This is a genomic window from Thermophagus sp. OGC60D27, assembly GCF_052400625.1.
Classification (GTDB): domain Bacteria; phylum Bacteroidota; class Bacteroidia; order Bacteroidales; family Marinilabiliaceae; genus Thermophagus.
Window position 1 is genome coordinate 38,598 of the sequence record NZ_JBQTGH010000001.1, and the last position, 23,088, is coordinate 61,685.

Sequence of the window (23,088 nt, forward strand, 5' to 3'; positions counted from 1 at the left end):
TAGATATACTCAACGTAACAATACCTTGCAAGGTTGATACGGACATGATCAAATAAGTTGATCACAAAAGAGAATGTAAAAAACCTAAAATCATGCGAGTTCCATCCGACCAATGAATGAAACAAATTTTATACTGATGAAAATTTCACTTTACAATCACCGGCAATGGACTAATAAGAAATCAAATACCGATCAATTTGTCCTTAAAAGTAATATATCTTTGATACAATTTTTCATAAGTCATCACTTTTTCAGAAGGCTCAATAATATTGGGATTGAAGGGTATATTTTTCCGGGCCTCGTGTACATTGGAGGCGCATCCTGCGCCAGCAAAAACAAAAAGTGCAGCACCTAAGACGGTTGTTTCCTTCTGATCAATGAGACAAATGGGAGTATTGCAAACATCAGCGCGTATCTGATTCCATAATCTGTTTTTTGAGCCTCCACCCACGCAGATGATTTGATTGGCCGAAAAACGACCGGCAGTCTGAAGTTTTTCCAATCCTTCACGTAATCGGAATGCAAGACTTTCCAGGATTGCACGTCCTATTTGCCCACGCGAGGTATGAATGGTCAATCCGTGAATTTTGCCTCCATTGGCATCCCCATTTTTAAAGAATGAAGGATCAATCATCAGCCCATGTTCACCAGGCTCCACCTCTTCTGCTTCTTTTATTAATGTCTCGTACAATTGATCGCCTTTCAAGCCGGAATAGAAATGTCTTGTAAACCATTCCAGCACTCCGGAGCCTAACCAGTTTTGTCCAATGGTATATATTCCTGCTTCTGCATCAGCTTCGGTAGTAATCCCTTCTTCCAACTCATATCGAGAAGCCGTAAAATAGTTACTGCGAGCCATTAGAATTTCCCATGTACCGGAGCTGAGAACGGGTTGTTTCAACTCGGCACCAGATCCAAAAATAGCAAATTGGGTATCGTGTCCGGCCAGGAATAAAGGAGTTCTTTCAGGTAATCCGGTAAGGCGGGCAGCCTCAGGGGAGACTTCTCCCACCCTATCTCCCGGTTCGCCAATAGTTCCAAACAGGGCTGGTGACAATTTTAAGACTGTAAGTATTTCCTCAGAGAGACTTCTTGACTTCAAATCCATCAACATGGAAGTGCCCAGCATGGTGGCATCATTCACCCGACATCCACCCAATTTATTTAAAAAGAGAGAAGGCATAAACAAAAACCGATCAGCCTTTTCCAGAACATCCGGTCGATTTTCCCTGAACCATATCATCTTATTGATGGTATTAAATGCATAAGGAAAGACCCCACTGATTTCATAAAGTCGTTCAACCGGGCAGTATTGATCGATTGTTTCCACAATGGACTGAGTTCTGGAACATTGCCAGGAAATCACCGGATACAACAAGTCATCATTTTTATCGATGAATGCTCCATCGACACCGAAAGTGGTTACCGTAACACCGGCAATCCGATCTCTGTTTATCTGTTTCATAACCTTATCGGAAAGTCCACAAAACTTGCCCCACAACTTACCCAAGTTCCATATTCTGCCACCCGGAAAAAAAGGATCATCATCGGTTTCATTGGCAGCCGCTTCGGAAGCCTCTATTACACCTTTAGTATTGATGGCAATAACTCTCAGGTTGGTAGCACCACAGTCGAAAACAATAGCAATATCTTTATTTTTTGCAGGTATATCGTCCATAGATATTAATGGTCTTTTGCTGAATTAATTTTATAGCCTATTTGTATGGCGATCGGGCTTGATGGTATTATCCATAAAATTTAGGGGATCTGCCACTCAGTAAGCCCTAGAAAATCAAAAAGTAAATATCCAATAACACAGACGCAAAGCTTCTGGGGCCAAAATTACAATTGCTCACATCAGACGTTTTTAATTGAATTCTTATTTCAAATATGCTGATTATCTCCGGAAATGCTTTGCGTCTAAATGTCATTAAAACAAGTTCGAACAAACCCTACCCGTAGAGAGGTCCGTAATTGGAACAAGCTCTGTAATCGGCGCCTTCTTTATCTTCTCCGAAGGATGCCCATGCGCTGGGACGAAAGACCTTATCTTCATCAACGTTATGCAACGACACAGGGATTCTCAACATCGAAGCCAAAGTAATTAAGTCGGCACCGATATGTCCGTAACTAATGGCTCCGTGATTAGCCCCCCAGTTGGCCATAACGGAATAAACATCTTTAAAGGCCCCATTACCGGTTGTTCTGGGAACAAACCAGGTGGTTGGCCAAGTAGGATTGGTTCGCTGGTCCAGAATGGTATGGATATCATCCGGAATATCGACTGTCCATCCTTCAGCAATCTGAAGCACCGGTCCGAGTCCCTTAACCAGATTGATACGACTCATGGTAACAGGCATTTCGCCGGCAGTTTTAAATTGAGAAGAGAAGCCACCCCCTCTGAAGTATTCTCTGTCAGCCTGGGGCCATTGAGTATTTTCCAAACAACGTTGAACATCTTGCTCGGTGATTTCCCAAAATGGTTTCATCACTGAATTGCCGGCCTTATCCTTTTGCTGTCCTGTGGCATCCAGGGTGGTAGATCCGGAATTGATCAGATGAATGATCCCCCCTGCTGCTTTACCGCTCAGTTCTTTTCCAGTAACGCGTTTTACGGCTTCCGGGCTCCAATAGGTACGTACATCCGAGAATATTTGGGCTGTATTGGAAAGGAGATGCCCGAACAGCATGGCGACTCCGTTCAAACTGTCGTTTTCTGTGGCAAGCACAAAAGCTTCGCGTATTCCGTTCCAATCGAATGAGGAATTAAGAATGGCCTCAGAAAAATCGCCGTTAGGCATATAGTCGGTCCATTGCCGTTGTCCCTGGAAACCACCAAGAATGGCATTTCTACCCAGGCCTTCCTCACGGTAACCTTTTTCTACTATTTTCGGGTTTCCGATCATCATATCCCTAATAATAAGCGTCATCTTTACGACGGTTTCCCATTCCAATTGTTTCCGGGAAGCATCTTTCTTGTTATGGGGTTTATTTAAATCTTCTCCTTCTTTACAGTTCTTTTTGGTCCATTCAAGGGCCTTTTCAAACTCTTCTTTATCATAAATTTCTTCATCAATTCTCCGCAATATTTCGGTTGAATCCACAAATTCAGTACGAATACCCAGATAATCCTGGAAGAAATGCTGATCGACCATAGAACCTGCGATTCCCATAGAACTATATCCCACAGAGAGATAAGATTTACCTTTCATTTCGGCGACTGCAAGTCCGGCATTTACAAACCTCAGGATTTTTTCTTTAACATCGTCCGGAATACTCATATCATCTGCATCCTGTACATTACGACCATATATACCAAAAGCAGGCAACCCTTTCTGGGTATAACCGGCCAAAGCAGCGGCAAGATACACCGCCCCGGGCCTTTCGGTGCCGTTAAAACCCCATATGGCCTTTGGCATCAAAGGATCGGTATCCATAACCTCGGTGCCATAACACCAGCAAGGTGTAACGGTCAACGAAACACCAACTCCCTCTTGCCTGAATTTTTCAGCGCACATAGCAGCCTCTGCCACCCCACCGATGGTGGTATCAGCGATGACACATTCCACCTTTTCACCATTTGCAAAACGTATGTTTTCTTCTATCAGCCGGGCGGCTGCCTTGGCCAGTCCCATCACCTGAGATTCCAGAGATTCACGAACGCCTCGTTCCCGTCCATCAATGACGGGACGAATACCTACTTTGGGCATACTGCCTATTAGTCTTTTCGCCATAATACCTTAACTTTAGATGGTTAATTGCATTAATAAAATTTATCTAAAAACATTGGTTAAATAAAACTGGCATGGCCAAGTTTTATACATATACTTTCTCCGAAAGGTCGGGAAAAGCATGGATTATCTTCCTTGACCATACTCGTTTCATAACAAATTTCCCAATACAAACGATGCTTCACTTGTATTTACAAATTTGAGAAATCCCCATACGTTAACAAATGTTTGAATTTTATATTTTTGTATCTATTTTAAACATCATTTTTTGAACAAACATCATCAAAACCTAAAGAAATATGAGAAATACTTATAGCAAAACCCCGGACAAAGGCGATCCATCAGACGTATTTCAAATATTTCCGCGTCATCATTTGCAAATATTGTGTTGTCGATATTGGTGGTTGAAAAAATGGGAGTTTAAAGAGCTGGCTTTCCCCTATTGGCGTATATATCATAACACCATTGATGGAGCAAGAATAATTTACAACAACAAAGAATATTCTTTGTCATCGGATAAGATCATACTAATAACCCCGAACACTTCATTTCAAAGTAAGCTCTCGAGGCAAGGAACCCTACCACACGATTTCGAGCTGGAGGGTGGACGTGTAGAAAGTCTTAAGGACAAGGAAATTATAGAAACGACAGAAGGAGTTTTACACCTATTTATTCATTTCAATCTTGGAATTCCATATGACAATGTATCTCCCGGAATTTTTGTTTTTGACCTCACCGATCATCTAAGAGATAAGATATCCAGGATCATAGAGCATCTCACCGAAGATTACAGGCGTTTTAATTATTATGGATCGCTAGCTATTCAATCGTTGATTTGCGATCTCCTGTCGGAAGTACCAGAATCACTATGGGATCTTCGATCTAATGATCATAGAATTCTGAGCGTTCTTGGTTTTATTGAAAAAAATCTCCACCAATCACTAAAAAACAGCGAACTTGCCCAACAAGCAAAAATGGCCACCAATTCATTCACAAGACTCTTCACTACAGAGACCGGAATATCACCCCAAAGGTACGTCAAAAAAAAACGTGTCGAATATGCATGTGTTTTATTACACCATACCAACCGCTCCATTGATCAAATTGCAACAGAAACGGGATTTGCCGACCGTTTTCATTTTTCCAGGGTATTCAGGGAGATAACCAAGACATCACCTGCGCGCTATAGAAAAGAATATGAAATAACGTATACTCACTAACATAAGTACAAAAATCTGGTTGGAAAAAATACCGTAATATCCGAAACGCCATTTTACACCGGTTGTTCCGGGATTAAGTTGCCCCCCCTCCCTGGTTTCCCATAATAATTAAGGAAACACCTCAGCGCCTAACAAAATCAAAATGTATTACGGATTTCCCAACCATTACGACATGGCCGCTATAATGAGTTGTTTTTTACAAAATCAACAATTTCATTAAGATACCCGAATGCCACGCCCACAACTGTATCTGCTGCACCATAATAAACAGCAACTTTGTTGTCTTGTGTAATGGCAGCGCAGGGAAACACCACATTAGGGACATCCCCGGTTAATTCGTAAGTTGCATTAGGTGCCAGCAAGTAAGGTTGTGAACGGAACAACACTTTTGAAGGATCTTTTTCATCCAGGATGGCCGCCCCCATGGAATACCGAAAGCCGCGACAGGTATTGATGACCCCATGATAAAAAATGAGCCATCCTTCCTTTATGCGGATGGGTGCAGAACCGGCCCCGATTTTTGTGCACTGCCAGGCACTTTTTTCGAAATCGGCCACTTTCATCACACAGCGGTGCTCTCCCCAATATTTCATATCGGGGCTATAACTGATATAAATATCTCCGAAAGGGGTATGCCCATTATCACTGGGACGACTCAACATGGCATATTTACCGTTTATTTTTTCGGGAAATAAAACGCCGTTACGATTAAAAGGTAAAAAGGCATTTTCGCACTGATAGAAATCTACAAAATCAAAAGTATAAGCAATCCCGATGGTGGGCCCGTGATACCCGTTGCACCAGGTTACCCAGTAACGATCTTCAATAAAGACGACACGGGGGTCGTATTTATAGTCCGATTCAATCATTTCTGTGTTGCCGGGTTTCATGGCAATCGGTTCATGCTCAATATCCCAGTTAATCCCGTCCTTACTGAATCCGGCATAAATATTCATTTGGACAGCTTTGTTGTCGGAGCGAAAGACACCTGCATAACCATCACCAAACGGAACAACAGCACTGTTAAAAATACTATTGGATCCGGGAATGTCATACCTTCCAATAATCGGATTTCCGGAATATCTCCACATTACATCTGTCCATCCCCGGGGACGCTCTTCCCAGGGAAATGGTATCATACTCTTTAAATCTCTTTTTTCCATCCCAAAAAGATTAAACTACGTTTTTTATCATTGAATATTTTTAATATGGTCGTACCAGGTAAATTTCAAAACAGCAGAAGTTCCAAGCAAAACGGCCAAAGAAATCCATGCTGACTGATATTGACCTGAAAGGAAGAACAAAGGTAATACCACCATAGACATCTGCCAGGAAATCCCAATCAGCACATTAAAACAATCTCTCCAAAAATCTTTATTGGGGACAAAATCAGGATCATCCGCAATCACTGCTCTTTTTACCGGTTCCCAAAATCCCCAAGGACGTGTTTGTTTATAAAACTTCTTTAAAACCGCCATGCTTTCCGGCTTTGTTAACAACGTTCCGGCAATTGAAGCAGACATGGATATAATCAATGTCACAGGAAACATATAAATATCAATAGCCCCGGGCACAAAAACACGAAAAACCGGTGGCACAATGATGGAGGCCACTAAACCTCCCAACATGCCCCAAAAATACCCCATTCCGTTAAACCGCCACCAAATCCACTTTAACACATTGGCAGCCGCATAACCGCCATAAAGAGAGGAGGTAATCCAAAGGGTGAGGCTATTCAGTGATTTTGCAAAAAGACCAAATACCAATCCGATAATGACCAACAAAAGACTGGACATATAACTGTAACGAATCAATTTTTTATTGGAAGCCTCAGGGTTCAAATATTTTTTATATAAATCGTTGATTAAATAGGCCGGTGCAGCATTGATAAAAGCTGCAAAAGTTCCCATAAAAGCAGCCAACAGCCCAGCCAAAAGGATCCCTTTAATTCCTATGGGAATAAACTCCTGAATCGCCAATGGCAAAACCATTTCAAAGTCCGGCTCCGCTCCCATTTTCATTAATTCAGGCTTGAGATAGACCAATCCCAACACGGCTAATCCACCGATCATAAGATAACGCGGTATAAACAATACCAGAGAAGTTAAACCACTCATTTTAGCGGCATCAGCGGGTGTTCTTGTGGAAAGAATACGTTGCATGTCATAACTGGGTACCGGTCCTGCTAAACTGGCAAACACCCCTTTGAGAATCATCATCATCAACAACATGCCAAACATTTGATATCCATCCTGGGCAATCTTTCCATTTAGTTGAGGAAACAATTCAGACCAATCAAGATTAAGATTCCATTCAGGCCATAAATTGGTCCATCCCTGAGGAATAACCGCCTCAATTTGCTCAGGAGTAACTTTATTGAAGGCAATAATACCGATTGAAACGCAAGCGACCGTCATGATCAAGAACTGAAGTACTTCAGTACTTACCACACTGTACATACCCCCTTTCATGGTATAGATAGTAGTGATCGCAATAATGATAAAAGCATATACTTCCTGAGATGTTAAATGCAATCCCAGAATGGTGGTTGACAAGTCCCAAGAAAAAAAGGTAGCCGCAAATTTTCCGATCCCTTCAACAAAATAGGCAATAAAGCCGATGACACTGACCACGGCAAACAACACCACAATAATATGAGATAAACGCCCCCCTTTACCCTCTCCGAATCGGAACGTTATCCACTGAGCACCGGTCATGGTATTGGATCTTCGCATCCAAATGGCCAGAAACACCATTACAAAAATTTGATTCCATACAGGCCATAGCCAAGGGATCCATGCACTTTTTAGGCCATAAACAAAAACAATGGTAACCGTCCACATGGTTCCGGAAATATCAAACATCCCGGAAGCATTGGACAATCCAAGATAGTACCATTTGATCGTGTTTCCGCCAAGAAAATAGGCCTCAAGGTTTTTCGAGGCCCGCTTTGACAACCAAAATCCTAAAAATAAAGTTATTACCAAATATGAGAAAACAATACTAATGTCGATGAGTGATAAATTCATGATTATTAAAATATAGTATGACAAATCATATAAAAACAATATCTAAAATGGTGTCCATCAAATTTCACCCTCCCTGCCCACAAAAAAATGATTGACTCTCCACAACCATTCATTTCAAATTAATAAAACCATCTTTATCCACCATTAAAAAACCATCTCTCACAATTCTCTGTCAATGCTCATTAACAGCACCACTAAAAAATAAAAAAATCCAATATTAAATAAATAATCATATCTATCACAATCAGATTAGTCAACAATTATACGGCTCTTCAGCCGTATATCATCAGATGCCGCACCAACCATTAACGTAAAGGCTCCCGGCTCTACGCTCCTCTGGTAGTCTTTATTCACTATGGAAAAATCATCACTGCAAATAGAGAATGACACTTCCTTCTTTTCGCCTTTTCTTAAAAATACCCTTTTAAACTGTTTAAGCTGTTTCGCGGGTTGAACCATAGACGAAAATTCGTCTCGAAGATAGAGTTGAACGACCTCATCCCCATGAAAATTTCCGGTATTCCGCACTGTGCATCTAACATTAAAATCATGCTCTCCTACTTTCTCCACAGTAAGATTTTCGTATTTAAAAGTGGAAAAACTGAGGCCATAACCAAAGCTATATAACGGGGTAGCAGGCATTTCTACATAACTATGCGTACCGGGTCTTTTTTTGTTATAATAAACAGGAATCTGCCCCTCATGGCGGGGGATCGAAATAGGAAGCCGGCCTGCAGGATTATAATCCCCAAAAATAACATCGGCAATGGCGTTTCCCCCTTCCTGACCAGGATACCAAGCACAAATTAAGGCATCAGCATTTTGTGCTGCCCAATTCATCTTCAGAGGCCGTCCCTGGATGTATACGACAATAAGAGGTTTTCCAGTATTTTTTAAAGCTTTTAATAAATCTAATTGTTTGCCCAGAAGATCAAGGGTAGCCCTGTCGTATCCTTCTCCGGCATCCATATCACTAATACGTTCATCCCTAGCAACAGCAGCACCGTTATCTAAATACTCGGTTTTAAAATCACGAGCACTTGACCCGCCTACAACAACGACCACAGCATCGGCCTGACCAGCAACTTCCACTGCTTTTGCTATCTCTGTATGATTAGTATCTCTAATAGCACACCCCTTAATGTATTCAGTTGCTCCAGCAGGCAACTTTGAGCGAATACCATCTAAAACAGTTTTAATGTTACTGTCTTCCTGCGGTGCAGTATAATCTCCAAGAATATTATACTTATTGTCGGCATTGGGTCCAATTACAGCAATTTTTCCAATATTCTTTTTTAAAGGCAGCAGATTATTTTTGTTCTCGAGCAAAACCACCGACTCTTGCGCTGCCCTTCTGGCAACAGCCACATGTTGAGGATTGCGAACCATTTTCTCCGCTATTTCAGGATCAACATATGGATGATCAAACAATCCCATTTCGAACTTCAATCGTAACACCCGGGCCACAGCAGTATCTATCAAACTTTCATCAATATTTTCATTTTTCACAGCATCTATAAGCTTAAGAAAAGCCTTTCCTCCCAAATCTACATCAACCCCTGCCGAGAGGGCCATTTCTGAAGCTTCTTGTATAGATTTGGCCACATAATGTGAACCATGCAAACCCTCTATACTTCCAAGATCAGAGACCACGAAGCCATTAAAATGCCATCGGTCTCTTAAAACATCTGTCAAGAAATATTTATTGGCAGTAGATGGAACACCATCAATAGAATTATAGGAAGTCATCACCGACAAGGCCCCTGCATCAATGGCAGCCTTAAATGGAGGGAGGAAATTTTCTTCCAAATCCCGCTGCCCAATATTTACAAGATTCCCGTTTTGTCCTCCTTCGGAGATACCATAAGCCAAAAAATGTTTCAAAGTCGAAATAACGCTGTAGGGCTGGTTTAACTTACCGCCTCCTAAACCTTTTACCATGGCGGCCCCTAATTTAGCAGATAATACGGGGTCCTCACCGAAAGTTTCTTCCACTCTGGACCAACGAGGATCTCGAACGAGATCAAGAATGGGACCATAACTGATGTGAGCGCCCTGTGAACGAACTTCTGTAGCAATAACTTTCCCTACTTGTTCAAGAAGATCTGGTGACCATGTGGATGCAAGGCCTATCCCTGTAGGAAATACTGTAGTTCCAATAGCCATATGCCCATGGGGAGCTTCCTCTGCCAGAAAAACAGGGATGCCTAATCGCGTTTTTTCAGTTGCATAATTTTGAATGGCATTAGCAGTTTCTGCAGCCAATCGAGGCGTAAGACCATTTTTTAATGTTTTCTTGGTCCAGGGATCAGCCCTGAACGTAGCCCATAACATACCAATAGACTGATGCTCTACAATTTCCTTAAACTCATCAGAACAAGCCACATGGTTGTCCATTTTCGAATACATGGGCCACCCTAATGGACAAAGTAGTTGTCCAACTTTTTCATTGAGTGTCATGCGGGATAGCAAGTCGTTGGTCCTCGTCTCCACAGACTTTGAAGGATCTTTATAAATCTGCCCCGACATAGAGGGCATAGACACTAATAATACCCAGAGAAACAAAATACAATTCCGCATCTTAAAGTTTTTTATTCGTTGCTCCAAACAATAGAAAATAAGAGTGAAGGTAGGCGCAAAGGGTTAAATACCATTTTCCAAGGTTAAAACTTCTACAAAAACACTATTTGTACAATTATAAGCTAAAAAATTTACCTGGAAAAAATTTAAAACAAATTCAGTATTAAGGGCACCAGTATAGGCACCAACAAAGTCAGCGTAATTCCACTAAAAACAGCAATAATGCCATACTCTTTTCCCGAATATTTTACTATCACCGGAAGGGTTGTATCCATAGCAGTAGCACCTCCCGAAGCAATGCCCGCCAATTTCCCAAAGAAGCGTACCATGATAGGAACCAACAACAGGGTTAATATCTCCCTGAATATATTGGACAGCAAAGCTACAACGCCCAATTGCGGACCACTTAATCGGCTGATAAATACGGAAGATAAAGAATAATAACCGAATCCGGCACCAACAGCCATTGCTTCATTAATCGCCATATCTTTCAAAAAGAAAGAAACAACAGCTGCCCCGGACAGAGATCCTACAATCACCAACAAAGGAACCAATATTATCTTAAAATTCATCTGCAACAATATCTTAAAGGCTTCTTTATCTGCGCCGGTACTCATCCCTACCATTAACATCAAACCGAATAAAGTGTAAGTGACCAAGTCTTCATCCCCCAAAAAAGAAGGAAATATATCATATATTCCTCCCAATAATCCAAGTATAAAAAATGATACTATGATTAAACTTCCTTTCATAAAAAACGATTCTTTTAACACGACAAAAATCGATAACCCGGCGACATCATTAATTACTGTTCCGCCAAAGCTACTATTTGAGTGCTTCAACCCTCTCTATTTTCAAAAAACCATTTATACACCACAAATGCCAGAAGTATACTCCCCAAAATAGCCCCCAAAGCGAGAACTATAGCATCTAATCCTATTTTTGAAAAATTATTGAGTATTTCCTCTTTTCTCCCAACTGAGATGCCTAATAAAAATAACAATAAATAAATGGTCCAATTAACACCAGAATCTAAAAATTTCCGAAACTTATTCCTGTTTCGAAAAAAAAGGTATCCAATTAAAAGGCCCAAGAAAAAAAGTGCTACAACAATAAATGGAATCATATCCCTCACCGATTTTAACTAAACGATACTTTTATATCCTTAAAAATTTGGTCCATGAGGAAAAAGTCCGCACCAAAAAATCATAAAGGCAAATACCGTCCTTTTCCAGTCATTTACCCAATAGGAAAAATCAACAACAATGAATTGATACAAGAGACCCTGTTTCATCTTTTTCCAAGAAAACTCAGGCCGCAGATCATATTATAAAACCGGGAAGCTCTCTTGCAATCCGTTCTTTTTCGACACATAGCACCGATAAAGCGGAATGAAAGAGAGCTTCCCGGTATACCTTCAAACAAAAAAAAGCCTGAAATCTATAATAAGAAATAAACTTTCAGAACGACTAATCTTGTGTTTTCACTTTCACCACATAAGCAGCCAGCAAAAGATAAAGCATCCCTGCCAGTATCACTAACATACTCCCGGTTTGGCCAATGGCATCGGATGCCAGCCCCATCAACGGAGGTAATACAGCACCACCTGAAACGCCCATGATCATTAACCCTGATATTTCATTTCCTCTTTCAGGTCTTTTTTGCAAAGCCATCGAAAAAATAATGGAAAAGATATTGGCGATAGCAAATCCAATGACGGCCACCAGAATTAAAATCGGAACCGTCCCATTACTAAACAACATTAAGATCATTGCAGCCACAGCGGAAATCATGCTTATTCTGAAAAATCTCATTGCAGATAATTTGGCCAGCAAAATTGCCCCGGTCAAAGCTCCAAACGTACGGGCGGCAAAGTAAAGACTGGTTCCCAGGCCGGCTTGTTCCAAAGGCAGCCCGGTACGTTCCATCAAAAATTTAGGTGTAGCGGTATTCATACCCACATCTACTCCAACAACAAACAAGATACCCATAAAGAGCAGCAAAATAGTCTTGTCCTTCAATAATCCGAAAGCCTCACCAAACGAGGTCGTCTGTTCTACACTTTCTTCACGGGGAATTGGCACCAACCAAAGCCAAAGCCCCGACAATAGTGTGACCACAGCAAATAAGGGGAACAACATTTTCCAGTTTCCCAGAGAAGCGGCTGCAAAACCGGCTATAATGGGGCCCAAAAACGAAGCAATCGCCTTCATAAATTGACCAAGGGTAAGACGACTGGTCAATTGCTCCTGACTAACAACGTTCGACACCAACGGATTAAGAGAAACCTGCAAAATGGTATTCCCGATTCCGAGCAATGCAAACGCCAAAAGAGCCATTCCATAGCTGTAGGCGATCCACGGAACCAGCATGGCAATTACTGTTATAACCATACTAAGCAAAACAGTATTTTTCCGCCCCAGTTTATTCATTAACAACCCTGTGGGTACCGAAAAGACAAAAAACCAAAGAAAAACCATCATTGGCAACAGGTTGGCCACAGAATCACTAAGATTAAAGTCTTTCTGAACATAACTGGTCGAAATACCTACCACATCGACAAACCCCATTACGAAGAAACCGAAAAGAACGGGCAGGACTTTTGATAATGATGAATTACTACTCATAACATGAAACTTGTTTTAAAAGTCTTATAAAAATTAGATTGATGATATAATAAAATTCCAGGGAATCACCTCCCATCTCTTATAAATCCCAGACAGTCATCACATACCGCCTGGGATCTATGGCTATTCAATTTTTCAACTAGTAAAAACACTCTCAAAAATATCAATCGCACAACGTTCCTTCACTTCAAAGCCCAAAAAGCTCATCTTCGCAAAGAATTGAAACATTAGATCTAGTTTAAGATTGCCTCAGATTCGGCTACCGCAATCTTTGAGTCTGCAGTTCCATAGTAAAGGAACCATTTTCCTTTAAAGTGGGCCAATCCTTCCACAAAACACACATTATTCACCTGCCCCGTAATTTCAAAAGGCTGATCCGGTGCAATAAACCACTGATTGGTTCGATGCAATACCTTTGTCGGATCGTTTTTGTCCATAATAATCTGTCCTGCGGCATAAGTCCCATCGGCAAGCTTCTTATCACCAAAAGAAGGACTATTTTTACTGTTATATATCAACAAAATACCTTGCTCTGTAATAATTGCAGGAGGCCCCGGCTCCACCAATTCACTATCAAACATCCCTTTTCGTGTAGAAAACACGATCTTAAAGGGAACGGTATAGTGGCGCATGGTATCGAGCTTCATTTTTTCAGGATCTTTTTCAATTATCGGTTGCCAATCAATTAGATTATCTGATGTGGCAAGATAAATGTTAGATTCTCCCCAATACATCCAATATTTTCCGTTTATCTTTTCAGCAACCATTCGTCCGTCCTTTTCACGACAAACAATGGAACCGGCTTTCGACCACATATTAACGAAATCTCCCCCACTGGCTTTCTTAAACACTGATCCATGTTTTTCCCACGTTCTTAAATCTTTTGAGGTAGCCACAAAAAGTCTTGCCTTATCCCCATCATACGCGGTGTATGTCAAATAATATGTCCCGTTTTCATCTTCCACCAAACGAGGATCTTCACAGCCTCCCTCCCACTCAAATTTTTTATATTCATCGTTATCGGGGAACAAAACAGGATCCGTTCTTTTAACAAACCTGTATCCGTCCAGGCTATACGCCAAACCAATGCGCGATGTGCCATTATACCTTCCGATGCTGTCTTCGGCACGATACAAAAGAAAAACGGTATCTCCTCTTACGGCACTGGCCGGATTAAATACATCTTTTTCCTCCCAGTTGACAACAGATTCCCGAACCGGACAGAAAAATTCCAAACTGTCGGAGGGAACAAGGCAGGGATTCACTTCAACATTTTTGGTAAATGGCACCAAAAACTTTGCTTCCTCCTGCGTCCCTGAAGGCTGACATGCAGACACCATAAAAACACAGGCTGCAGCCAAAGATATAAAAACATTTTTCATCAGTTAAAAATTTTAATAATTTATCTTTAATGGTTTCTATTAGAATGAAATATTTACCCGTTTAATCATCACCATAAAGGGATGCTTTTCAACGTTAATGCATCCCTTTAAAATTGTCTCATCTTTTAAAGATCCAGTATGAAAACTAATGATACAGAAAAAGTTTAATACCCTTCATTCTGAACAATGCTTCCACCGGATCTGTCTACTTCGTCTTGTGGTATTGGATAGAGGTAATGAATATCTCTGAATCCGTAATCGCCCAATACCTCTTCGGCAATCCCCCAACGTTTTAGATCACGGAAACGATGTGACTCAAATCCCAGCTCTACACGACGCTCATGAATCAACCATTCCTTAATTAAAGAAACATTTGTTTCGTTGACATCATAATCAGGTAATGTGCCTTCGGGGGGATAGGTTCCATTGGCCGAGATAGAATTTCTTGCCCTCTGCCGAATGGCATTTATTAACGAAATAGCTCCTTCAGTATCTCCGGTATTCAAGAGGGCTTCCGATTTCCAAAGAAGAACATCGGCCCAGCGAATAAAAACTTTATTACTGGGAGAATCGTCATCGCCTTTATAAGTGCCATCCAATGATCCTAAAATTTTATTCACATTTTTGGATTCAACATCAACTGTATATAACAACCTAGGATCATTTTCTTCAAATTCTTCCAGAAAATTATCTTCCGGTGCAACAAAGCCCCACCCCAACAGAGCGCATAGTCCATTGCCTTTTTTCGGATTTTGTAAAGATTGGTGATCGTAACAAAAAATCACTTCATTCTCCTGAAATTCCTTATTTACATCGAAGCTGTCAAAATAGTTGGTATTAAGATCGTAGAATCCCAAAGTTTCCAAATCATTCACCTTGTTAATTACCTCATTCCACTCTTCCTTGAACAATGCCACTTTAGCCTGAAGGGCTATAACAGCACCAAGAGAGGCGCGCCATTTCTCTTCCTCACTTGAATATTTGGATTCAGGAAGCAAATCACGGGCATTATTGAGATCTGAACGAATCTGATCCCAAACCTTGTCAGCCTCTGCTCTGACTGCCACTTCATATGCTTCATTAAAAGAAGTTAACGGCTTTAGGATAAGCGGCACATCTCCAAAATTTGTCACCAAATCAAAATAATAGAATGCTCTTAAAAAATAAGCTTCGCCGAGAAGACGGTCCTGTAATGATCCATCAAACGCAAGTTTTTCCATCATGGCATCATCAGTCAGATAATCAATGGCTGTATTGGATCTTGAAATACCTTCATAATTATAGGCCCATTGACCATTAAATCCGCCATTCGAAGCAATAAAGCTAAAATTATTAAGCTCATCCATCCAAGCCTGGTCACCGTCCGGATTCCACTTTTTCTGCATATCATCCGAAGCAATATCTTGCAGGATAAAGTCATTTCTGGTAACCGTACCCTTATCCCATGCCCATTCACCAATTATATTGAGGGTACCGGAAAGTAACTGATAAGAAGATGTAACAGAATATTGCACCGTAGTTTTATTGGGTTCCAGATCCACCTGTTCAGGAGTCAACAAGCCTATTGGATCCTCTGTCAGATAATCTTCGCAAGAACCGAAGACCATAATTCCAACCGAAAACAAAAATATATTTCGCAGTAATTTCATGATATTCATTTTTTGGTATGGTTAAAAAACAAGGTTTACTCCCCCTATGAATGAACGTGCCTGAGGGTAGGTCCCCATATCAATCAGGTCAGTTGACTCGGGATCGAGCCCTGAATAGTCGGTAATGGTGAAAACGTTTTGAGCCGAGATGTAAAACCGTACATTTTTCAACCCTAATTGAGGCATTCCCTCAAGAGTATAGCCCAACTCAACATTTTTCAACCTGAAGTAGGAGGCATCCTCCACAAATATGCTAGACACCTTGCTACTTCCATTATCAGTGAAGCTCACGCGCGGAACAGTATTGGTAGAACCTTCTCCGTCCCAAGCATTCAAAACGTCAGTGGTATAGTTAAAGGGCCGAGTATCATAGTCCACAATTTTTTTAGAGTCGTTATAACGGTCAACCTGTCCCACACCCTGAAAGAAGAGAGAAAGATCGAAGCCTTTATAGGAGCCGGACAGGTTAATTCCGTAAAGCAGGCCGGGATTAGGATCACCAATATAATCACGGTCGTTGTCATCAATTTTCCCGTCATTATTCAAATCTTTAAACCTTATATCGCCGGGTGCAACCGTAGGATTAGTAGTTCCAAAAAGATGCTGACTGATTTCACTTTCGTTTTGATAAATACCTTCAAACACATATCCATAGTATGCATTTAAAGGATGTCCCGGTTCTGTTCGAGTGACCGTCCCCACTATACTGGGCAGATTGGGGTGTAATTTTTCAACCTCATTCTCTACGGTGGCCAGGTTAGCATTAATATTGTACTTAAATTCATTTTCACTGTTTCGATAAGTAACACCAAACTCCCAACCTTTATTGCTAACCTCGCCGGCATTAACAATCGTGGGATCCACGTCTCCTACAATGCTTGGAAGATTGATGGGCAAAAGAATATCGGTTGTTTTTTTGCGGAAATAATCAGCAATCAAATAGAGTTTATTTTTAAGCAACCCCAGATCCAACCCATAGTTATATTGAGTTGTTGTTTCCCATTTCAGATCAGAATTTCCATATCTTGATATCAAATACTTATCCCCTTCTTTCTTAATCAGAGTCAAATATGCGTAATTATCAATCTCCTGATTACCCAGTTTACCAATACTAGTCCGTATTTTCATATCAGAAAGCCAATCAAACTGCTCCATAAAGGATTCTTCGGACAACTTCCATCCGAAAGAAACAGATGGGAAATATCCCCATTGATTATCTTCGGCAAAACGAGAAGATGCATCGGCACGTAAATTGGCGGTAACCATATATTTCATGTCATAGACATAGGTTGCCGAAGCAAAATAGGACATTAAAGCCCATTCCGAACCGCTTCCTCCATTCCATAAGTCCTGCTCTGTACTTCCAAAATCTATATATCTGAATTTTTCAGTGTCATATTCATAGCGTCTTCTGGAAGCGTTTATTCCGGATTCATAATTGGTGATAAATTCACTTCCAATTAAAGCACTCACGGAATGCTGATCAAAAGACTTTTGATAGCTCAGCGTGTTATTCCAGGTCAAAGTAAAGCCTTCACTTCTTACTTCGTCAAGCCCATCGGGTCGATTCTGTCTACCAAGTCCTTCATCGATTGCACTACCGCTGCCGTCATCATCCCCAAAATTTTCATAAAAGGCTTTATTGTGATAGAAATTTAAATCTATTCCAACATTGGTTCTAAACTTTAAAGATTGGTCTGAAAGAAACCCAACCTCACCATATAGATTTCCAAAAGTTTTAAAATGAGACCGTTTATCGTCCGTAAAGTAAGCCAATGCAACGGGGTTTTGGGTCCACTCATATTTATCGCTTTCAAAACTTCCATCGGACTGATAGAACGGCAGGTCAGTATAAGGATCATCTTCCGAATAGGTAGGGTCATCCGGACTTTTATATACGGAAAGGATGGGTGGCCGCAGTAATGCATGACGGATAATACCGGGAGAATCCCCCTTGGAAGACAATTTATCCTGAATAGCGTAGGACAATTGCATATTCGTACCAATCTTAATCCTTTCTGTAAGATTGTTATTAATATTAGCCCTAAAATTATATCGTTGATACTTATCGTTATCGTAAACAACTATTCCATCCTGGTTGTAATAGCCGGCAGAAAGCAAGTACTGTAATTTTTCATTTCCCCCGCTTGCAGTCATTTGGATATTTTGTGAATAGCCTGTTTCAAATACTTCATCCAGCCAGTCGGTGTCGGCAAAATCGGACCGTCCTTTATCTGCTGTATATGGGTTGGTTCCCGAATAACCAGCGTTGTTCCAGGCTTTTTCAACAACCTCCATGTATTGTTCGGCATTCAGCATATCGGGCAGGTTGGTAGCCACTTGAACCCCTCTGTAATATCCGATATCAAATTTAGATTCCCCTTCCGATCCGCTTTTTGTTGTAATGATAATAACACCTGCCGATGCTCTGGAACCGTATATGGCGGCTGCAGACGCATCTTTTAAAACAGTCATTGATTCAATATCTGCAGGATTAAGAAACGTCAGTTCACGGGTGGGGACACCATCAATAACATACAATGGATTGTTGTTCCCAATGGTACCTTCTCCTCTTATTCTAATATTAATCTCATCCCCCGGTGCGCCGGTGCTTTGCGTCACCTGTACACCTGCCACCTGGCCCTGAAGTGCTTGTCCCAGCTCAGCGACCCGTCTTTTTCCCAAGTCGCCCACATTCACCGGGGAAACTGCACCGGTAAGCGTTGATTTTTTCTGAGCAGAATACCCCACTACCACAACTTCCTCGAGTCCCACAAAATCTTTCATCATGGTAACATCAATTTGCGCTCTGCCACCAATGGGAACCTCAAGGGTTTTCATCCCAACGAAAGAATACACTAAAACTTCAGCATTGGCCGGAACAGATAGCGTATAATTGCCATCCATATCTGTAATTGTTCCCAGAGTGGTTCCTTTTACAGAAACGGTTGCACCGGGGATGGGTTCACCTTGCTCATCCATTACCCTACCTGAAATACTTTGTTCCGATTGCTGAACAACTTCGCCGGAAGATTCTCGTCTGGAAAGAATAATCTGGTTGTCCACCACCTTATATATGACATCCCGACCGGCGAAAAGATAATCCAAAACGGCAAAAATATCTTCCCCTTCTAGCCTTACTGAGGTCAGAAAATCAACATCTACCAACTTCTCATTGTAAAGGAAATAAAACCTACTTTGGTTCTCTATTTCGTCGAGCACCTTTTCAGCTTTTACATTTTCAAGATCGATGGTTAGCTTTTTGGTCTGTGCATAAGCGTTCTCTGCAAAGATCTGGGATATTCCCACAAACATAAAGAACAATATGAGTCGCATAATTCGGAAGGTTTTCGTGAAGACACTACTGTCCCACATTCCTGTCTTAGGAATTTTTTTCATAGCTTTGTAATGTTTTAAAGTCCAACAATTGGGGATAAGGAAGTTGCCGCTTCTAAATCCCCTTTTTTTTAAAAGAAAAATACAACCAAAATCAATTAGTTTACCCGCTATCAAATATCGCTACCATTTTTTTTCATTTTATTGATGATGCAAAATCACCTTTTTTCGAGAAAAATTACCTGAGCGATCCTGCTGATTATCTATGATCTCATATCGAATAGGTGATGATAACTTCAAAAGCCTTAATACATCCTCCAGTTTTTCATCAATAAAAGTAGCCCTGAACGTATAATTGAGAAGGGCTTTATCATCAATCACCACATCCACATTAAACCATCGGGATAATTCTCGGGCCATCTGATGCATGTTTTCACCCCTCAACATCAGCTTGCCGTCAATCCAAGCGGAATAATGCCGCGGATTTACTTTTTTGCGAGTCAGCGTTTGCTTAAAGCTATTATAGACAAACATATCACCAGGTGTCATTTTAAATGCATGGGAACTACCTTCAGGAATCATTTCCACCCTTCCTTCTTCCAAAACAACCTCCATCATCTCTTCATCGGGCCACATATCAATATTGAAGCGGGTTCCCAGCACCCTGACAGACCCTTGTTTCCCACTGACAATAAAAGGATTTAAAGAATCTTTTTTCACATTAAAAAACGCCTCTCCACGGAGGTTTACCTTCCTCTTATCAAAAGGAATGGTATAACTTAATACAGAACCACTGTTCAGCCAAGTAGTGGTGCCATCCGGTAGCTGAGTTTGAACTCTTGATCCCATGGGGGCCATCACTTCTACCATCTTGGGTTCTATGTGGGAATGATTCCAGAAAAAAAACATTCCCGCAGATAAACCGAGTAAAGGTAATAATAACACTGCTGCAACTCGGCTATACCAATACACCACCCTATTTCTTTTACTTTTTCGTAAATGTTTTTCATTTTCTGAATTAATAAGAAAATGAATTTTATGAAGAACAGGTTTTAAATCTTTTGTCGTTTTTTCTCTCGCAACAGCATCCCAATCTTTTCGCATGCGTTTTTTAAGACTATTTTCATTAGTCCCTCCGCAATACAACTCCACAAATTTATTTTCTGTAGATCGGCCTCCTCTTTCATTCAGATAGTCATCAAATATTTGTTGTTGCTCCTCAGTCATTAGAATAAAAAATTAACTTAAATTATTAATTCCCCAAGCATTCCCGTACAGGCTGATCAGATAAGGAAATCCTTAACCATGATTTATAATAGTAATACCCCGCTAACGAAAAAATCTCCCGAATAAATTTACACTTTTTAAAGAAGTGTCTCATTTATTGTTATTTTCATTTTTTCCCACCACAAGATTTTCACCTCAACAAACACCTCTTTCAACCATTAGAAACTTCTAACAATGCTGAAGAATCAATTTACTGAAACAGAGAAAGATTCAACAGATTCAAACGTTCTACAATTAGGATATAGAAATAAATATTTAAAAGAAATTTCTAAAAGCAAGCGTTGACGTAAAATGAATTCCTCTAAACCGGAGAATTCAAAACCGATAAGACGAGACACGATAGAGGCCACCAAGAGAAAAAACGAACAATTTACTGGGATCGACGACTGTGCCATACTACTGAAGGAACAAATAGAAAAAAAGCCAAATCAAAGGCTTGGCTTCCTTCATATGATGACGCAAAAAACCTACAACTTCAGAAATTTGGTTATCAACCGTTTTAGGACTCACACCCACCAAAATGGATATTTCTTTCGCCGATTTCCCTTCAAAGCGACTTAATCGAAATATTCTTTGTTTTTTTTCAGGAAGCTTTTCCAACAAAACAGAAATTTGTTCCAATACGGAACGATAAATGATGGAGGCCTCGGTAGAATTATCACATTGATTAATTTCTAATTCATTTTCCAGATCCAAATACAGGCCTTTATATCTGAAATAATCCCTAATTTGATTAAAGGCAATCGTAAACATGTAAGAGTAAAAGCTCTCTTCCTCTTTTATTTTTTCTCGATTTCGCCAAATCTTCAGAAAAACATCCTGAACCAGTTCTTCCGCATCCGCTTCAGATTTTAAATATTTTAATCCAAATGCATATAATCGTGAAGAATAGCCGTCAAAAAGTTGATTAAAAGCAGAGGTACTTCCCTTTTTGAGTTCTTTTACGTAGGCTTGATCCTGAAGCATGCATCCTTCTGTTTATAGATGCAAAAATGTAAATTTAAATTAAGAAATACAAAATAGATATTAATCAGCATCTCTTACACATCGAAAGCCAAGGTGTAATGCCCCTGAATCTGGGGAAGATTTCATGCGAGCCGAAGATCTATATCCTGCACAATAAGAATCATTACATAAAAAAGACCCCCCTCTGAGTACTTTTTTGGGAACTCCGGGTTCCGCGGGGTCAAAAGAATGTTCCGGTCCTATAGGGTTTAGGGCGACACCCGTTTCTGCTAGAAACGCATAATAATCGGGATGATACCAATCGGCAGTCCACTCCCACACATTTCCGGCCATATCATACAATCCATACCCGTTTGCGGGGAAGGTACCAACAGGCGCCGTTCTTTCAAAGCCATCTTCCACAAAATTTTTATACGGAAAATTCCCTTGCCAGAAATTAGCTCTTTCTGCACTTACAGGTTCATTGCCCCACGGATATATATAGTTATTGTGCCCTCCCCTGGCCGCATATTCCCACTCCGCTTCGGTAGGCAATCTTTTGCCTGCCCACCTGGCATAGGCGGTGGCATCGAACCAGGAGACATGTACCACCGGATGATTATCCAATCCCTCAATGGAACTTGCCGGGCCCAACGGATGCGTCCAATCTGCACCTGGAACCCATTGCCACCAGGAAAAAAAATCACTTCTCGAAACTTCTTGCTTGGGAGAATTAAAAACCAGGGATGCAGGAACCAATAAAGAATCCGGAGGTTTGGGTGTCCCCGGAGGCAGTTGTTTTTTTAATTCTTCCCATTCGGGCTGCCGTTCGGCGGTGGTGACATAGCCGGTAGCTTCCACAAATGCTCTGAATTGGGCATTGGTAACCGGATGCCTGTCTATGTAAAAAGAGTCCACATGAACTTTATGAACCGGGAATTCATCAGGTTTGGCAAATTGTTCTTCCTTAGCACCCATTTCAAATACTCCTCCGGGGATTAACATCATACCTTCAAAAAGTTGCTGGCCCCCACGATCATTATCTTCAACATTCATTGATTCAGAAAACGATGAATAACGACTCTCCCTGCTGGCCGGCATGCAACAGCTCTTTGTTTCTGTTTTTGAAGATGGATGATTTGTTTGGCATCCTATTACCCAAAAGAATAACACCGATATAACTATTGCTCCCCTTTTCATCAGCATAAAATTAATTTAATTCATTGGTCTGATGGAACTCGCATGACCATTAGTTTATACAGGTTCTTATTGTGTCAAACTTAGTTGGTCATGCTCGTTTCA

At 40.8% G+C, this 23,088-nt stretch carries 15 protein-coding genes; 1 reads left to right on the forward strand and 14 read right to left on the reverse strand.

Annotated features, from left to right (window positions below):
• Nucleotides 1-181 precede the first annotated feature (181 nt).
• Together fucK and ACT29H_RS00165 are read right to left on the reverse strand one after the other, a co-directional pair.
• The gene (gene fucK / locus ACT29H_RS00160; RefSeq protein ID WP_444819562.1) at nt 182-1,678 is read right to left on the reverse strand and encodes an L-fuculokinase; all 1,497 of its coding nucleotides are present in this window, start codon (nt 1,676-1,678) and stop codon (nt 182-184) included.
• Nucleotides 1,679-1,952: 274 nt separating this feature from the next.
• Nucleotides 1,953-3,734 (reverse strand): L-fucose isomerase, encoded by a 1,782-nt coding sequence (locus ACT29H_RS00165; RefSeq protein WP_444819563.1) that lies wholly within the window; start codon nt 3,732-3,734, stop codon nt 1,953-1,955.
• A gap of 296 nt (nt 3,735-4,030) precedes the next feature.
• On the opposite strand from ACT29H_RS00165, the gene ACT29H_RS00170 reads away from it, so the two are divergent.
• Complete coding sequence (locus ACT29H_RS00170; RefSeq protein ID WP_444819564.1) at nt 4,031-4,951, forward strand: helix-turn-helix domain-containing protein; 921 nt, start codon at nt 4,031-4,033, stop codon at nt 4,949-4,951.
• 179 nt (nt 4,952-5,130) lie between these two features.
• Here ACT29H_RS00170 and ACT29H_RS00175 read toward each other — a convergent pair whose 3' ends face one another.
• From ACT29H_RS00175 to ACT29H_RS00230, 12 genes are all read right to left on the reverse strand, one after another.
• Nucleotides 5,131-6,114 (reverse strand): glycoside hydrolase family 130 protein, encoded by a 984-nt coding sequence (locus tag ACT29H_RS00175; RefSeq protein ID WP_444819565.1) that lies wholly within the window; start codon nt 6,112-6,114, stop codon nt 5,131-5,133.
• A 27-nt stretch (nt 6,115-6,141) separates the two neighbouring features.
• The gene (locus tag ACT29H_RS00180) at nt 6,142-7,980 is read right to left on the reverse strand and encodes a sodium:solute symporter family protein (protein WP_444819566.1); all 1,839 of its coding nucleotides are present in this window, start codon (nt 7,978-7,980) and stop codon (nt 6,142-6,144) included.
• A gap of 249 nt (nt 7,981-8,229) precedes the next feature.
• The gene (locus ACT29H_RS00185; RefSeq protein ID WP_444819567.1) at nt 8,230-10,560 is read right to left on the reverse strand and encodes a glycoside hydrolase family 3 N-terminal domain-containing protein; all 2,331 of its coding nucleotides are present in this window, start codon (nt 10,558-10,560) and stop codon (nt 8,230-8,232) included.
• A gap of 146 nt (nt 10,561-10,706) precedes the next feature.
• Nucleotides 10,707-11,312: a lysine exporter LysO family protein gene (locus tag ACT29H_RS00190; protein WP_444819568.1), complete on the reverse strand. Its 606-nt coding sequence runs from the start codon at nt 11,310-11,312 to the stop codon at nt 10,707-10,709.
• 86 nt (nt 11,313-11,398) lie between these two features.
• Nucleotides 11,399-11,686 (reverse strand): LysO family transporter, encoded by a 288-nt coding sequence (locus tag ACT29H_RS00195; RefSeq protein WP_444819569.1) that lies wholly within the window; start codon nt 11,684-11,686, stop codon nt 11,399-11,401.
• A 343-nt stretch (nt 11,687-12,029) separates the two neighbouring features.
• Nucleotides 12,030-13,187 (reverse strand): MFS transporter, encoded by a 1,158-nt coding sequence (locus ACT29H_RS00200; RefSeq protein WP_444819570.1) that lies wholly within the window; start codon nt 13,185-13,187, stop codon nt 12,030-12,032.
• A gap of 233 nt (nt 13,188-13,420) precedes the next feature.
• Nucleotides 13,421-14,569: a glycoside hydrolase family 130 protein gene (locus tag ACT29H_RS00205; protein WP_444819571.1), complete on the reverse strand. Its 1,149-nt coding sequence runs from the start codon at nt 14,567-14,569 to the stop codon at nt 13,421-13,423.
• 164 nt (nt 14,570-14,733) lie between these two features.
• Nucleotides 14,734-16,218: a RagB/SusD family nutrient uptake outer membrane protein gene (locus ACT29H_RS00210; RefSeq protein ID WP_444819572.1), complete on the reverse strand. Its 1,485-nt coding sequence runs from the start codon at nt 16,216-16,218 to the stop codon at nt 14,734-14,736.
• A gap of 21 nt (nt 16,219-16,239) precedes the next feature.
• On the reverse strand, nt 16,240-19,617 hold the full coding sequence (locus ACT29H_RS00215) for a TonB-dependent receptor (protein WP_444819573.1): 3,378 nt from the start codon (nt 19,615-19,617) through the stop codon (nt 16,240-16,242).
• Nucleotides 19,618-19,755: 138 nt separating this feature from the next.
• Complete coding sequence (locus tag ACT29H_RS00220) at nt 19,756-20,781, reverse strand: FecR family protein (RefSeq protein ID WP_444819574.1); 1,026 nt, start codon at nt 20,779-20,781, stop codon at nt 19,756-19,758.
• A 456-nt stretch (nt 20,782-21,237) separates the two neighbouring features.
• Complete coding sequence (locus tag ACT29H_RS00225; RefSeq protein WP_444819575.1) at nt 21,238-21,807, reverse strand: RNA polymerase sigma factor; 570 nt, start codon at nt 21,805-21,807, stop codon at nt 21,238-21,240.
• Nucleotides 21,808-21,867: 60 nt separating this feature from the next.
• Nucleotides 21,868-22,986 carry a formylglycine-generating enzyme family protein gene (locus ACT29H_RS00230; RefSeq protein ID WP_444819576.1) on the reverse strand — a complete coding sequence of 373 codons (1,119 nt, stop codon included), beginning with the start codon at nt 22,984-22,986 and terminating at the stop codon, nt 21,868-21,870.
• Between the last annotated feature and the right edge of the window lie 102 nt (nt 22,987-23,088).